The following is a 12864-nucleotide window of genomic DNA, read 5'->3' as shown; positions in this document are numbered from 1 at the left end:
GACAAGTCACCCGCCCACCGTCCGGCCAACTCCCACCCCCAGTCTCCGATCACGGCGCTCACTCCTTCCGCCGCCGGAGGCCGCCCGTGCCCCGGTCCCGGTCCCGGGTGCGGCCCGATCGGCGTTCCAGGGCGCGTTCCGGTGTCTTGACCAGGCCCAGTTCGGCGGCGAGCGCCCACAGGGCCTGGCGGACGGTGCCCTTGCCGTCGAGGTCGTGGACGCGGCCCGCGTCGACCGCGGCCTGGAGTTCGCGGAAGTTGGCGGGGATCGCGGTGGCGGCGACGGCGGTGCCGGTGATCTTCTGGATGAGGGGCGGCTGGATCTCCGTGGCGCGGGTGTGGCGGTTGACGACGACGGTGGTCTCCTCGGCCTTGCGGATCTGGAGCCGGTCCCACATGCGGACGGTGCGTTTGGCGCCGCGGACGGCGACCACGTCGGGGGTGGTGACGAGCAGCGCGGTGTCGGCGAGTTCGACGACGGCCGCGCCGGCGCCGCCGAGCTGGGCGCCGCAGTCGACGACGACCACCTCGTAGCGGGAGCGCAGGGCGCTGACGATCTGGCGGGCGGCGCGGTCGGTGACCTCCTCGCCGCGTTCGCCCTCGGCGGGGGCGAGCAGGAGGGCGATGCCGCTGTCGTGGCGGAAGACGGCCTCGGCGAGGATGCGGGGCGAGATGTCGGTGATGGCGGCGAGGTCGACGACCGAGCGGCGGAACTGGACGTCGAGGTAGGAGGCGACGTCACCGGTCTGGAGGTCGAGGTCGACCAGGGCGGTGGGGCGGCCGGAGGCCTGGGCGGCGAGGGCCAGCTGGACGGCGGTGAGGGTGGTGCCGACGCCGCCCTTGGCGCCGCTGACCGTGACGACGGTGCCGCCGGCGCCGGTGAACACGTCGGCGCCGTGGCCGAGATGGCGGCGTACGCCGACGGACCACTGGGCGACGGCCTGGACGCGGTTGGCCAGTTCCTCGTAGCTCAGCGGGAGGGCGACCAGGCCGCGGGCGCCGGAGTCCATGGCGGCCTGGAAGAGGCCGGGGCTCGCGTCGGTGGTGACGAGGATGACGCCGACGGCCGGGAAGCGCAGGGCGACCTCGCGGACCAGCTCCAGCGCGGGAACGGGGCCGATGCGTTCGTGGACGACGACGACCTCGGGGAGTTCGTCGACGGACTCGGCGGCGAGCCGGGCGAGGGTGTCGACGAGCTGGGTGGAGTCGGCGACCGGGGCGACGGGTTCGGCGTCCGGGAGCTGGCTGAGCAGGGTGGTGAGGGAGCGGACCGCGTCCGCGTCGCCGACGGCCGGAAGGATCCTGGTGGGCATGGGCGGCGGCCTCTCACTTGTCCGTGACGAGTTCGTACGTACGGTCCTGGTCCGGGACCGCGGCGCTGCCGCCGGGGGCCACGAGGGCGAGGCGGACGCGCTTGGCGAAGGACTCGGCGTAGGTGATGCGCTGGGCGTCGAGCGTGGAGAGCGCGAAGGTGATGGGGACGGCCTCGGTGGCGGACCGGTCGCGGTTGTCCGCGTCGGGTTCGAGGGCGGTCAGCTCGCCGACGTCGAGGACCCGGGCGTTGGTGACGATGATCTTCGACTGGTCGGGGTCGCTGTCACGGGCGCCCTCGAAGGTGGCGTAGACGTTGACCGAGGAGCCCGGGGTGATCTTGCCCGCGACGCCGGTCGCCGCGTCGATCATGATGGCGACCTCCTGCTGTCCGGGCCGCAGGGCGGGCTGGTCGACGATCATGTCGCTCTGGAGCAGGGAGCCCTTCTTCAGCGTCGTGACGGCGATCTTGCCGCGGATGGCGGCGAGGTCGGTGACGGCGTTCTCGGACAGCCAGCGCTCCGGCATGCTGATCTTCTTGAACTGGCCCGCGCTGAGGGCGGTGTAGGGCGCCACGTCGGAGCGCAGTTCGTAGGCGGTCACCTCGGGGCCGACCTTGGACTGCACGTCGTCGATGACCGAGAGGACGCCGGCGAAGGCGCCGAGGGCGCACAACACCGACAGGAGCAGGAGAATCACGCCGCGGCGCTGACGGGAGTTCATGAACCGTGCAACCTCGTTGGGGGTCGGGTCGAGCGGGACGGTGGTCCGGCGTTTCAGCCTGTGGTGAGAGCGCGGAGGGGACGGGCGGTGAGTTCGGCGGGGGGCGGCGGGGTGGCGGAGCAGAAGACGCAGCGGTCCCCGATGACGTCGATGCCGCACCAGTGGCAGACGCTCTGCCGCACCGAGGCGACCAGCTGGTAGAGGACCGACAGGTCGGGCAGATAGGCGCAGAACTCGACGAGCTTGCCGGTGCCCCACCAGTTCGCGGACTCGGCGGGCGCCTCGGTCTCCCTGAGGCCCTGCACCTGCCAGGCGGGGGCCAGGGTCGCGGTGACCCAGTCGGACTGGAGCTGCCCGCGCCCGACGAGCATCCAGGTCCCGAACTCGGGGCCGGGCAGGGTGACGTCGGGTCCGGCCTTCACCAGTGCGGGCTGCGGATGGGCGAGCACTCCGAACTGGCTGCCCGGGACCCAGGACCTGGCATGGGACTTCAGGCCGACGACGGGGACGCGGTCGAGGCGGGCGACGGAGCCGAGGAGGGCGCCGGCGTGGATGTAGTGGGTGAGCAGCCGCCCGGCCGAGGCGAGGACGCCGGGGCCGAGGTCGCAGGAGGCGAGCTGGCGCAGCTGGCGGGCGAGGACCGCGACTCCGAGCGGGGGCAGGTCCGGGCGGAAGAGTGCGATGCGGTCGCTCTCCAGGAGCGCGCGGATGGTGTGCAGTCGCCGCTCGACGGCCGCGGGCACTCCGCGCGAGTACACCACGACGAGGTGTCCGTGCTGTTCGACGAGTGTCTGGACGGCGGTCAGGGCCGCCTCGAGCGGCTGCCGGTCCAGGCCGGCGAGCACGGCGGCGGGCAGGGTCCGTTCGTCCTGCGGCGGCAGCGCCAGGTCGGCGCCGGTCACGGCAACGGCAGTTGGCACGCGCAGCTCCCCGATTCCCGCGGTCCGGCCCACCGGTTGTGTTACTCCGGCGCACCGGGGTGACTTCATTGCGTGACTACCTCAGCACTGTAACCACGCCCCTGTGGCCGGAGAACAGCTTTCCGTAGCTGGTAGGCAACTGTTCTTCGCGCAAGCCACGGCAAACCGGGGCAGGTTGCGCACACCGACCCTCCACATACGGATCCCTTGACAATTAAATTGGTCTGGACCAACTTGTTGTCATGTCCCCACATAAAAGATCGACACGACTGTGGTCGGGCGCGGTGACCGCCGCCCTGGCCCTCACCCTGGCGGGCGCGGCTCAGGCGTCCGCCGCGGACGTCAACAACGCGAAGAACGCCGGCTTCGAGTCCGGCCTGGCCAACTGGACCTGTTCGGCGGGCAGCGGTACGACCGTCTCCTCGCCCACGCACGCCGGCGCGGGCGCGCTCAAGGCGACCCCGGCCGGCCAGGACAACGCCCGGTGCTCCCAGACCGTGGCCGTGAAGCCCAACTCGACGTACACGCTGGGCGCCTGGGTGCAGGGCGGCTACACCTACCTGGGGGTGACCGGCACGGGCACCACCGACGTCTCGACCTGGACGCCCGACTCCGCCTCCTGGAAGCAGCTGACGACCACCTTCACCACGGGCTCCTCGACGACCTCGGTGACGGTCTACACGCACGGCTGGTACGGCCAGGCCGCCTACTACGCCGACGACGTCTCGGTGTTCGGCCCCGACGGCGGCGGGGGCACCGACCCCGCCCCCACGGTCCCCTCCGCGCCGGCCGGCCTGACCGTCTCCGGCACGACCTCCTCTTCCGTCTCCCTGGCCTGGAACGCCGTCTCCGGCGCGACCGGCTACAACGTGTACCGCGCCGGTACGAAGGTGACGGCGGTGACCGGCACGTCCGCCACCGTGACCGGGCTCGCGGCCTCGACGGCGTACAGCTTCCAGGTCACGGCGACCAACGCGGCCGGTGAGTCGGTGAAGTCGGCCGCCGTGACGGGGACGACGACGGCGACCGGCGGCGGGGGCGGCGGCTCCCTGCCCAAGCACGCCGTCACCGGCTACTGGCAGAACTTCAACAACGGCGCCACGGTCCAGAAGATCTCGGACGTGCCCGCCCAGTACGACATCATCGCCGTGGCCTTCGCCGACGCGACGACCACCCCGGGCGCGGTCACCTTCAACCTGGACTCCGCCGGACTGGGCGGCTACACCGTCGACCAGTTCAAGGCGGACATCAGGGCGAAGCAGACGGCCGGCAAGAAGGTCATCGTGTCGGTGGGCGGCGAGCGCGGCACGGTCGCGGTGAACGACTCCGCCTCCGCGACGAACTTCGCGAACTCGGTGTACACGCTGATGCAGACGTACGGCTTCGACGGCGTGGACATCGACCTGGAGAACGGGCTCAACGCGACCTACATGAGCCAGGCGCTGCGCTCCCTGTCCGCGAAGGCGGGGCCGTCGATGATCCTGACGATGGCGCCGCAGACGATCGACATGCAGTCGACGTCGAACACGTACTTCCAGACCGCGCTGAACGTGAAGGACATCCTCACGGTCGTCAACATGCAGTACTACAACAGCGGTTCGATGCTGGGCTGCGACGGCAAGGTGTACTCGCAGGGCTCGGTGGACTTCCTCACCGCCCTCGCCTGCATCCAGCTGGAGGGCGGCCTGGCCCCGTCCCAGGTGGGCCTCGGCCTGCCGGCCTCCACGCGCGGGGCGGGCAGCGGGTACGTCTCCCCGACGATCGTCAACAACGCCCTGGACTGCCTGGCCAAGGGCACGAACTGCGGTTCCTTCAAGCCGTCGAGGACGTATCCCGACCTGCGGGGCGCGATGACGTGGTCGACGAACTGGGACGCGACCGCGGGCAACGCGTGGTCGAACGCGGTGGGGCCGCACGTGCACGCGCTGCCGTGAACCCCGGCGTGAGGTGAGCCGACGGCCGCCCGGGGACCGGTCTCAGGTCCCCGGGCGGCCGTCGGCGGTACCCCACGTCACCCCGTCGGGCGGTAGTACCCCAGGACCCAGGCCAGGTGGGCGAACCAGGCCTGGAGGCGCTCCCTCGGCTTGGCGCGGACGATGCCCTCGAAGACGCGGCCGTCCAGGTGGACCACGGCCACCATGAGGGACTTGCCGTCGTCGCTCCCCTTGTAGTGGACGCTGCGGATCTCCGGCCAGGTGAACTCGACCGTGATGTCGTACATCTCGAAGGCGACGCCCGACGCGTCGACGACGATCGAGTTGCGCCGGTCGACCGCCAGGAACTCGGGCAGGGCCTGGCCGGGCGGGAGGTACTGGGGTCCCTCCGGGGCGTACTGCGGCGGGGGCGGGCCGAATCCCGGAGGGGTCGCCGGGGGCGGCGGGGGCTGCTCAGTCACCCCGGCAACCTACCCCGCCGTCCCTGTGCCCCCTCTTTCCGTCCCCCGTGAAACATTTCCCCTCCCCCACCGCATCAATGAGGTGAGGACGACGTACGGCGACTGAGGGGGAGCACGCATGAGACAGGCCCGTGCGGACGAGTACGCCGAGTTCGCGGCGGCGCGTGCCGGGCATCTGTACCGGTCCGCGTGTCTGCTCACGGCAGGGGACACCCATCTCGCCGAGGATCTGGTCCAGGAGACCCTCGGCAGGGTGTACGTCCGCTGGGCACGGGTCTCCCGGGCCGACAACCCGGCCGCGTACGCGCAGACCGTGCTGACCCGTACCTTCCTCGCCCACCGGCGGCGGCGCAGCAGCGGCGAACGGGCCGTGGAGGCGTTCCCGGACGTCCCCGACGGCAGCGGCACGGACACCCCGTTGCGGCTCACCCTGCTCCAGGCCCTGGCCCGGCTGCCCGCGAAGGACCGGGCGGTCGTGGTCCTGCGGTACTGGGAGGACCGTTCGATCGAGGAGACCGCCGGCGCCGTGAACGCCAGCTCCGCCGCCGTGCGCACCCGCTGCTCGCGCGCGCTCGGCCGGCTGCGGGAGCTTCTCGGCGAGGACATCGGCGAGTACGCGCGGCCCTGAGCCGCCCGCCCCGCGCCGGGCCCCGGCCCCGTCCCCGCACAGCACCCGACCTTCGACTTCTTCATCACCCGCTCGTGGAAACGGTGGTTCACCATGCCCGCACACCAGCCCGACGACCCCTTCGAGGACCGGCTCTCCGCAGCTCTCCACCGGACGGGCGGCGCCTTCGACTCCCCCCGTACCGAACTCACCGCCGCCGGGGCGCGGCGCGGCCGGCGGATGCAGGTGCAGCGCCGCGCCGCGATCGTGGGGAGCGTCGCGGCCCTCGCCCTCGTGGGGGTGGGCGGATCCCTCCTCCTCCCCGGGGGCACGCCCGACGCGTCCCCGCCCTCCCTCGCCGGGAACGGCAGCAAGGCCGCGACGACGTCCTACTCCGGCGACGACGTCGTCCGCGCCCTCGTGAAGCTGCTCCCCAAGGGGGCGTTCACCGAGACGGAGTCGCGCGGAACGGACGAGGAGCTGCCGCCGCTCGCGGTGGGCGTGTTCGACGACGGCAAGGGTCCGGCGTCCCTCTCCCTGGGCCTGGACCGGATCCCGGCGGACGCGGGGAAGATCGATCCCTCCGCCCAGGTGATGCCCTGCCCCGAGGACGGGCAGGGGGACCTCGACAGCTGCGAGAGCGGACTGCTGCCGGACGGGTCCGCGGTGACCGTCTACCAGGGGTACGAGTATTCCGACCGCCGCGAGGACACCAAGTCGTGGGGCGCGGACCTGGTCACCCCGGCCGGGCAGCATGTGAGCCTCATCGAGTGGAACGCCCCGGCGGAGAAGGGCGAGCCCGTCTCCCGGCCCGAACCCCCTCTCACCACGGCCCAGTTGAAGAAGGTGGCCGCCGACGGCGTATGGCGCCGGATCATCGACGCCATTCCCGAGGAGGAGCGCCCGACGGCCTCCGCGGGCGGACACGGCGGCGGCGCGCTGATGCCCGACTACGTGGTCATGCGCAAGCTCGCCCTCCTGCTGCCCAAGGGCCTCGACCGCGACGCGGGGGTCAGCCAGGACGGGTACGGATCCTTCGTCGTCGACGACGGCAAGGGCAAGGGCCTCGTCCAGGTCAACGTGCAGCCCGGCATGTCCGCCGACGCCGGACAGCTCTTCGGCTCCGGCGCCGAGACCCTCCCCGACGGGACCCGGGTCGCGACGCGCCAGGAGCCGGGCGAGAAGGGCGGGGCCGGGGTCGTGATGTGGACCGTCGACACGCTGCGCAAGGACGGACTGCGGGTGGTCGTCAGCGCCTTCAACACGGGTGACCAGACCAAGGCCGCGACCCGCGCGAAGCCCGCGCTCACCATGGCGCAGCTGCGGGACATCGCACTCAGCCCCCGCTGGACGAGCACGGAGGACTGACGGACGAAGGCAATGGGACCGGACGCGCGGTCAGAAGAACTCCGACCACGGCTGGTCCCAGACCTGCTTCACGCACAGCACCAGGAAGAGCACCCCGGCCAGCGCGAGCATCGTGTTGCTCAGCGGACCGTTGCGCCACTGGCGTGGCGTGCGGGAGGAGTTGAGCAGCCACAGCAGCGTGCCCGCCAGGAACGGCAGGAAGGCCGCGCCCAGGACGCCGTACAGGATGATCAGGCGGAAGGGCTGGCCCTGGAAGAGCAGGACGATCGGCGGGAAGGTCAGCCAGAGGAGGTAGGCGCGGAAGGGCCAGGAGCGCTCGCGCTCGCCCGAGGCGACCTTCTCGCCGCGGGCCGCCTGCTGGGACCGGAAGCGCTCCACGAAGTCGGCGAACATCAGGCTGACGCCGTGCCAGACGCCGATCAGGGAGGTGAAGGAGGTGGCGAAGAAGCCGATCAGGAAGAATTTCGCGGTCGCCCCGCCGTACTCGGCCTCCAGGATGTCGCCGAGCTGGACGAGCCCCTTGTCGCCGCTCGCGATCGCCACGTTCGCCGAGTGCAGCAGCTCCGCGCCGACGAAGAGCATGGCGATGACGAAGATGCCGGTCGTGAGGTACGCGACGCGGTTGTCCAGGCGCATCACCTTCATCCAGCCGGTGTCGGTCCAGCCCTTGGCGTTGACCCAGTAGCCGTACGCGGCCAGTGTGACGGTGCCGCCGACGCCGCCGATCAGACCGAGGGTGTTGAGGACGGAGTCCTTCTCGTCGGGCAGTACCGGCAGCAGGCCGGCGAGGGCGTCGGGGAGGTTCGGGGTGACCCGGATCGCCAGGTAGACGGTGACGACGAACATGACACCCACCAGGACCGTCATGACCTTCTCGAAGACCGCGTACTTGTTGAACCAGACGAAGACCAGCCCGACCAGCCCGCACGCGATGCCCCACCATTCGAGGTCCATCACGTCGGGGAACAGCGCCTGGAGCGGCAGCGCGCTCGACGACATCGCGGCCGCGCCGTAGACGAAGCCCCAGATCACGACGTAGACGACGAAGAACCACGTCGTCCAGCGGCCGAGGCTCGCCCAGCCGTCGAAGAGGGTGCGGCCGGTGGACAGGTGCCAGCGCCCCGCCGCCTCCGCCAGGGAGATCTTCACCAGGCAGCCGGCGACCGCCGCCCAGAGGAGGGTGTAGCCGAAGTTGCTGCCCGCGATGAGCGTGGCGACCAGGTCGCCGGCGCCCACACCGGTCGCGGCGACGACGATGCCGGGGCCGATGTACTTCCAACTCGCCTTGCGGGGGGTGGGGTTGTCGATGCCGGATGGTGCCTCGGTGTCCGTGGGGTTTCCCGTGGTGTCCGCCATGAAGGTCAAGAAAGCCCAAAGCGGCCGGTCCGGCAAGGGGGCGGGCACGATCTCCACCCGAAGTGGTTGCTACTGCGACGGCTGCCGCCGGCCGCAGCCGTCGCAGCCGCAGGTGCCGAGCTCGAACCACACGGTCTTGCCCGGCCCGTCCCGGTGGCAGCCCCAGCCCCGGGCGAGGGCGTCCACGAGGAACATCCCCCGGCCGCTCTCCGCGTCGCCCGCCTCCCGTAACTCCGGGGGGTGCCGGCCGGTGTCGGCGACCTCGCAGCGCAGCGTGCCGTGCGCGGCGAAGAGGGTGAGCCTGAAGCGGCTCGCGGAGTGCAGCACGGCGTTGGTGGCCAGCTCGCTGACCAGCAGCTCGGCCGTGTCGACCAGGTCGTCCCGCTCCCCCAGCCCCCACCGTTCCAGCTGCCCGCGCACCTGCGCGCGGGCCTCGCGGACGGCGGCGGGCCGGGGCTCGTACTCGATGCTCGAATGACCGGCTCCCAACGGCGGCTGGGGGTACGCGCCGTACTGAGGGTGGGGGTCCGGGAGGGGGTCTCCCCCGGAGAGTCGCAGCATGAGGTCAGCGTGCCCTCCCCGGGCCTCACGCGCACGGGGAGGACTACCCGTTTCCGTACCCGCCCGTAGTACCACCGGGGTACACGCGGGGGCTCACCCGTACTGAAGGCGTACGGACGTGCCCCCGCCGGCCGCGGCACGGACGTCGACGTACGCGCACACCTGGCGGGCGAACCACAGGCCCTGGCCGGGCTCCGGGGCGGCGGTGCCGGGCGGCACGAACCCGGCGAGCGGGTCGTCGACGCGCCGGGCCAGGCCCAGTTCGCAGCAGCAGCCGGGGGCCTCGCCCCACAGCAGGGCGCCGGTCACCGGGCCGAGGCCGGCCGCCTCCGCGACGGCCGTGGCGAACAGCTCCGCGTCGGCCGGCCCCAGCCCCCGCGCGGCCGCCCAGCCGCGCACCGCCTCCGGCACCGGCTCGGGCAGCAGCTCGGCCTCGGACGGCACGGGCGCCAGCGGTACGGCGTCCAGTTCGGCGGCGATCTCGAACGGGTCCGCGTAGACGCCGGTGTCCGGGTGGGCGCGGCGGGCCGCCTCGACGACGACGGCACCGGCGGTGCGGGTGTCGTAGACGCACATCGCGGTGGTCGCCGTGGGGGCGAAGAGGAGGTTGGCGAGGGCCTCGTAGCGGATCCACTCGGTGCTCTCGCGCGGGGAGCGGCCGGCGCGGCCGTTCCACACGGGTTCCATGAGGAGGTGGCAGCGGCCGCCGGGGCCGGCCTGGGTGGCGAGGTGCCGGGCGGCGCGGGCCACGGCGTTGGCGGCCGAGCCGGTGTACCAGTCGGTGTGCGGGAGGAGGCCGACGTCCTTCGCGGTGGTGCCGAGGGCGTCGCGCAGGAGGTCCAGCTTGTCGGGGGCGACGATCGCGAGGGGCGGCGGCTCGTGGGAGGCGGCGAGACCCTCGGTGAGGAAGGGGAGGGCGGCGGCGACGAACGCCTCGTCGGTGCCGAAGACGGCCATCCGGTGGTCGAAGGTGCCCTGCACGGGCGGTGGCGCGGCGGCGGCCGGGCGGACGGCGGCGGGCTGGAGGGCGGTGGGCCGGGCGGGTCGGGTGGTCATGGGGTCCCCCATGGGTGCGGGTGGGTGGGTGGAGTGCGGGGCGGTCACCGCTGGGCCGTCACCCAGGCGGCGATCTGGCTGCGGTTGCTGAGGCCGAGCTTGCTGAGGATGCGTTCGACGTGCCCTTCGGCGGTGCGGCGGGCGATCACCAGGCGGTCGGCGATCTGCTGGTTGGCGAGTCCCTCGGCGACCAGTGCGGCGACCTGCGTCTCGCGGCGGGTGAGGCGGACACCGGGCTGCGGTCCGGCGGCGGGCCGCTCGGGCGCGGCGGGCGGCTCGCCCTCGGTCTCGTCCAGCGCGTACGCGACGACGTCCGCGAGGGCGAGGGCGGCGCCCCGGTCGTAGGCCCGGCGCAGGGCGGCGGGGCCGAGCGCCTCACGGACGCGTTCCTCGCCGGCCCGGCGGGTGGCGTTGAGGGCCGCCGAGCCCCAGCGGTCACGGTCGACGTCGGCCCAGGCGCGGTCGGCACCGCCGAGCAGGACGGCCGCCCGGTCGTGGGCGCCGCGCTCGGCCGCGATCCGGGCCAGCAGGTCGAGGGTGAGTCCCATGCCGAGCACGTCGTGCACCGCGAGCTTGAGCCGCAGGGCCTCCCGGCCGTGCGCCTCCGCCCGGTCCCGGTCGCCCTTCACGCTGTGGGCGAGCGCGAGGATGCGTTCCACGTACGACAGCACCCACCGCTCGCCGTGCGCGGCGCAGAGCCGGCGGGTCTCCTCGCAGACGTCGATGGCCTCGTCGGCGCGGCCCAGGAAGGCCAGGGCGCAGGCGAGTTCGACCCGGTCGAGGCCGACGAGGCTGAGGTGCTGGCCGGGGAGCGGGCCGCGGGCGACGCCGGTGCGGAAGTGGTCGAGGGCGCCGGTGAGATCGTCGCTGAAGAGACGGATGACGCCGACGACGTAGTCGGCGTGCGCCGCCTCCGCCCGGTCGCCCAGGCGGTGGGCGAGGTCGCGGGCCTGTTCGGCGCGGTGCCGGCCACGGGTGAGGTCCTCGGGGCAGCCGGCCAGCAGGCCCGCGATCCACAGGGCGCGGGCGCGTTCGGAGGTGGGGCCGGGGTTGGCGTCGAGGGCGCGGTCGAGCCAGTAGCGGCCTTCACGGGGTGCTCCGCAGGCGTGCCAGTGGAACCACAGGGTGCCGGCGAGCCGCAGTCCCGCGAGAGCCTCTCCGGGGGTGGTGAGGCTGAAGTCGAGGGCGGCGCGGATGTTGTCGCGGTCGGCGCGCAGGCGGGCGACGATGGCGGGCTGGCCGGGGCCGAACCAGGCGCGCTCGTGGGCGGCGGCCTGGCGCTGGGTCCAGTCCCGGTGCCGGGTGCGGGTGGCCCGCTCCTCCCCCGGTTGCTCACGCAGGCGTTCGAGACCGTAGTGGCGGAGGCTGTCGAGGAGGCGGTAGCGGACGCCGCCGGCCGGGCCGGTCTCGCGGCACAGCACGGACTTGTCGACCAGCCCGGCGACGGCTTCCAGGACGTCGTGGGGGTGGAGGCGGGGGGAGGGCGCCCGGTCGCCGGCGGCGTGGGTACCGCGTTCCGCCGCCGCGTCGGCTCGTGAATCGGTGGCGGTGGCGCTGGTGGTGACGGGGAGGGTGGCGGTGGCGCTGGTGGCGACGGGGACGGTGGCGCTGGTGGTGACGGGGACGGTGGCGGTGGCGGTGGCCGCCCCGTCCGCTCCCGCGCACACCGCCTCCGCCGTCTCCAGGTCGAAGCTCCCGGCCAGTACCGACAGCCGGGCCCAGACCAGCTGTTCGCGCGGGTCGCACAGGGCGTGGCTCCAGTCGACCGCCGCGCGCAGGGTCTGGTGGCGGGGCAGGACCGCGGGGCTGCCGCCGGTGAGGAGGCGGTAGCGGTCGTCGAGGCGGGCCACGAGCTGGTCGACGTCGAGGACGCGCATCCGCACGGCGGCCAGTTCGATGGCGAGCGGGAGGCCGTCGAGGCGGCGGCAGAGGCGGGCGACCGACGCCCGGTTCGCCGCGGTGAGGCGGAAGCCGGGGACCACGGCGGCGGCCCGGTCGGCGAAGAGCGCGAGCGCCGGGTAGCCGTCGGCGGCGGAGAGGTCGCCGTCCGGGTCGGGCACGGGCAGCGGCCGTACGTCCATGAGGTGCTCCTCGGTCAGCCCGAGCCGGTGACGGCTGGTGGCGAGGATGCGGATGCCGGTCGTGCCGCGCAGGAGCGCGGCGGCCAGCTGGGCGCAGGCGGCGAGCAGATGCTCGCAGTTGTCGACGACCAGCAGCAGCCGGCGGTCCCGCAGGCGCTGGGCCAGCGCCTCCAGCGGCGGGCGGTCGGAGTGGTCGTGGAGGCCGAGGGCGTCGGCCACGCCGTGCGGGACCAGGGCCGGGTCGTGCAGTCCCGAGAGGTGGACGAAGCGGACGCCGTCGGGGAAGGCGCGGGCAACGCGGGCCGCGATGCGGCCGGCCAGACGGGTCTTGCCGACGCCGCCCGGGCCGGTCAGGGTGACCAACCGGGCCCTCGCCAACAGCTCGCGCCCTTCGGCCAGTTCGGTCCGCCGGTCGACGAAACTGGTCGTCTCCACCGGGAGGTGCCAGTCCCGGCGCGGCGCTGATCCACCCATGATCAGCCAGTCC

11 protein-coding genes are annotated in these 12864 nt (G+C 73.3%); 3 read left to right on the top strand and 8 right to left on the bottom strand.

The window, feature by feature from the left end:
- Positions 1–58: 58 nt before the first annotated feature.
- From IE275_RS04765 to IE275_RS04755, 3 genes are read right to left on the bottom strand one after another with little or no spacing between them, the layout of a single operon-like run.
- The gene (locus tag IE275_RS04765) at positions 59–1312 is read right to left on the bottom strand and encodes a CpaE/TadZ family protein (protein WP_189707860.1); all 1254 of its coding nucleotides are present in this window, start codon (positions 1310–1312) and stop codon (positions 59–61) included.
- 13 nt (positions 1313–1325) lie between these two features.
- Positions 1326–2033, bottom strand: coding sequence for a Flp pilus assembly protein CpaB (cpaB, locus tag IE275_RS04760; RefSeq protein ID WP_189707858.1), 708 nt, complete (start codon positions 2031–2033; stop codon positions 1326–1328).
- A 53-nt stretch (positions 2034–2086) separates the two neighbouring features.
- On the bottom strand, positions 2087–2953 hold the full coding sequence (locus tag IE275_RS04755) for a hypothetical protein (protein ID WP_189707856.1): 867 nt from the start codon (positions 2951–2953) through the stop codon (positions 2087–2089).
- A gap of 242 nt (positions 2954–3195) precedes the next feature.
- Between IE275_RS04755 and IE275_RS04750 the strand changes: the two genes are divergently transcribed.
- A complete protein-coding gene (locus IE275_RS04750; protein WP_189707854.1) occupies positions 3196–4887 on the top strand; it encodes a chitinase in 1692 nt (563 codons plus the stop codon).
- Positions 4888–4964: 77 nt separating this feature from the next.
- Here the strand turns inward: IE275_RS04750 and IE275_RS04745 are convergent, their stop codons facing one another.
- Positions 4965–5348, bottom strand: coding sequence for a hypothetical protein (locus tag IE275_RS04745; RefSeq protein ID WP_189707852.1), 384 nt, complete (start codon positions 5346–5348; stop codon positions 4965–4967).
- 118 nt (positions 5349–5466) lie between these two features.
- Between IE275_RS04745 and IE275_RS04740 the strand changes: the two genes are divergently transcribed.
- Together IE275_RS04740 and IE275_RS04735 are read left to right on the top strand one after the other, a co-directional pair.
- Entirely contained in the window at positions 5467–5976 is a 510-nt protein-coding gene (locus tag IE275_RS04740; RefSeq protein ID WP_189707850.1) for a SigE family RNA polymerase sigma factor, read from the top strand.
- 93 nt (positions 5977–6069) lie between these two features.
- A complete protein-coding gene (locus IE275_RS04735) occupies positions 6070–7323 on the top strand; it encodes a hypothetical protein (RefSeq protein ID WP_189707848.1) in 1254 nt (417 codons plus the stop codon).
- 30 nt (positions 7324–7353) lie between these two features.
- Here the strand turns inward: IE275_RS04735 and IE275_RS04730 are convergent, their stop codons facing one another.
- The 4 genes from IE275_RS04730 to IE275_RS04715 all read right to left on the bottom strand — a co-directional run bounded on the left by IE275_RS04730 (position 7354) and on the right by IE275_RS04715 (position 12851).
- Positions 7354–8679 carry an Nramp family divalent metal transporter gene (locus IE275_RS04730; protein WP_189707847.1) on the bottom strand — a complete coding sequence of 442 codons (1326 nt, stop codon included), beginning with the start codon at positions 8677–8679 and terminating at the stop codon, positions 7354–7356.
- Between the two features lie 69 nt (positions 8680–8748).
- Positions 8749–9240: an ATP-binding protein gene (locus tag IE275_RS04725; RefSeq protein ID WP_189707845.1), complete on the bottom strand. Its 492-nt coding sequence runs from the start codon at positions 9238–9240 to the stop codon at positions 8749–8751.
- A 93-nt stretch (positions 9241–9333) separates the two neighbouring features.
- Complete coding sequence (locus IE275_RS04720) at positions 9334–10296, bottom strand: anti-sigma factor RsbA family regulatory protein (protein ID WP_189707843.1); 963 nt, start codon at positions 10294–10296, stop codon at positions 9334–9336.
- 44 nt (positions 10297–10340) lie between these two features.
- Positions 10341–12851: an ATP-binding protein gene (locus tag IE275_RS04715; protein WP_189707841.1), complete on the bottom strand. Its 2511-nt coding sequence runs from the start codon at positions 12849–12851 to the stop codon at positions 10341–10343.
- Positions 12852–12864: the final 13 nt, after the last annotated feature.

Source organism: Streptomyces phaeofaciens (genome assembly GCF_014648915.1).
GTDB lineage: Bacteria > Actinomycetota > Actinomycetes > Streptomycetales > Streptomycetaceae > Streptomyces > Streptomyces phaeofaciens.
This window is presented reverse-complemented; position numbering and strand designations above follow the sequence as displayed.

Coding starts and splice junctions, on each gene's coding strand:
- IE275_RS04725 (WP_189707845.1), bottom strand. CDS start 9,240: ATGCTGCGACTCTCCGGGGGAGACCCCCTCCCGGACCCCCACCCTCAG.
- IE275_RS04735 (WP_189707848.1), top strand. CDS start 6,070: ATGCCCGCACACCAGCCCGACGACCCCTTCGAGGACCGGCTCTCCGCA.
- IE275_RS04765 (WP_189707860.1), bottom strand. CDS start 1,312: ATGCCCACCAGGATCCTTCCGGCCGTCGGCGACGCGGACGCGGTCCGC.
- IE275_RS04750 (WP_189707854.1), top strand. CDS start 3,196: ATGTCCCCACATAAAAGATCGACACGACTGTGGTCGGGCGCGGTGACC.
- cpaB (WP_189707858.1), bottom strand. CDS start 2,033: ATGAACTCCCGTCAGCGCCGCGGCGTGATTCTCCTGCTCCTGTCGGTG.
- IE275_RS04730 (WP_189707847.1), bottom strand. CDS start 8,679: ATGGCGGACACCACGGGAAACCCCACGGACACCGAGGCACCATCCGGC.
- IE275_RS04715 (WP_189707841.1), bottom strand. CDS start 12,851: ATGGGTGGATCAGCGCCGCGCCGGGACTGGCACCTCCCGGTGGAGACG.
- IE275_RS04740 (WP_189707850.1), top strand. CDS start 5,467: ATGAGACAGGCCCGTGCGGACGAGTACGCCGAGTTCGCGGCGGCGCGT.
- IE275_RS04720 (WP_189707843.1), bottom strand. CDS start 10,296: ATGACCACCCGACCCGCCCGGCCCACCGCCCTCCAGCCCGCCGCCGTC.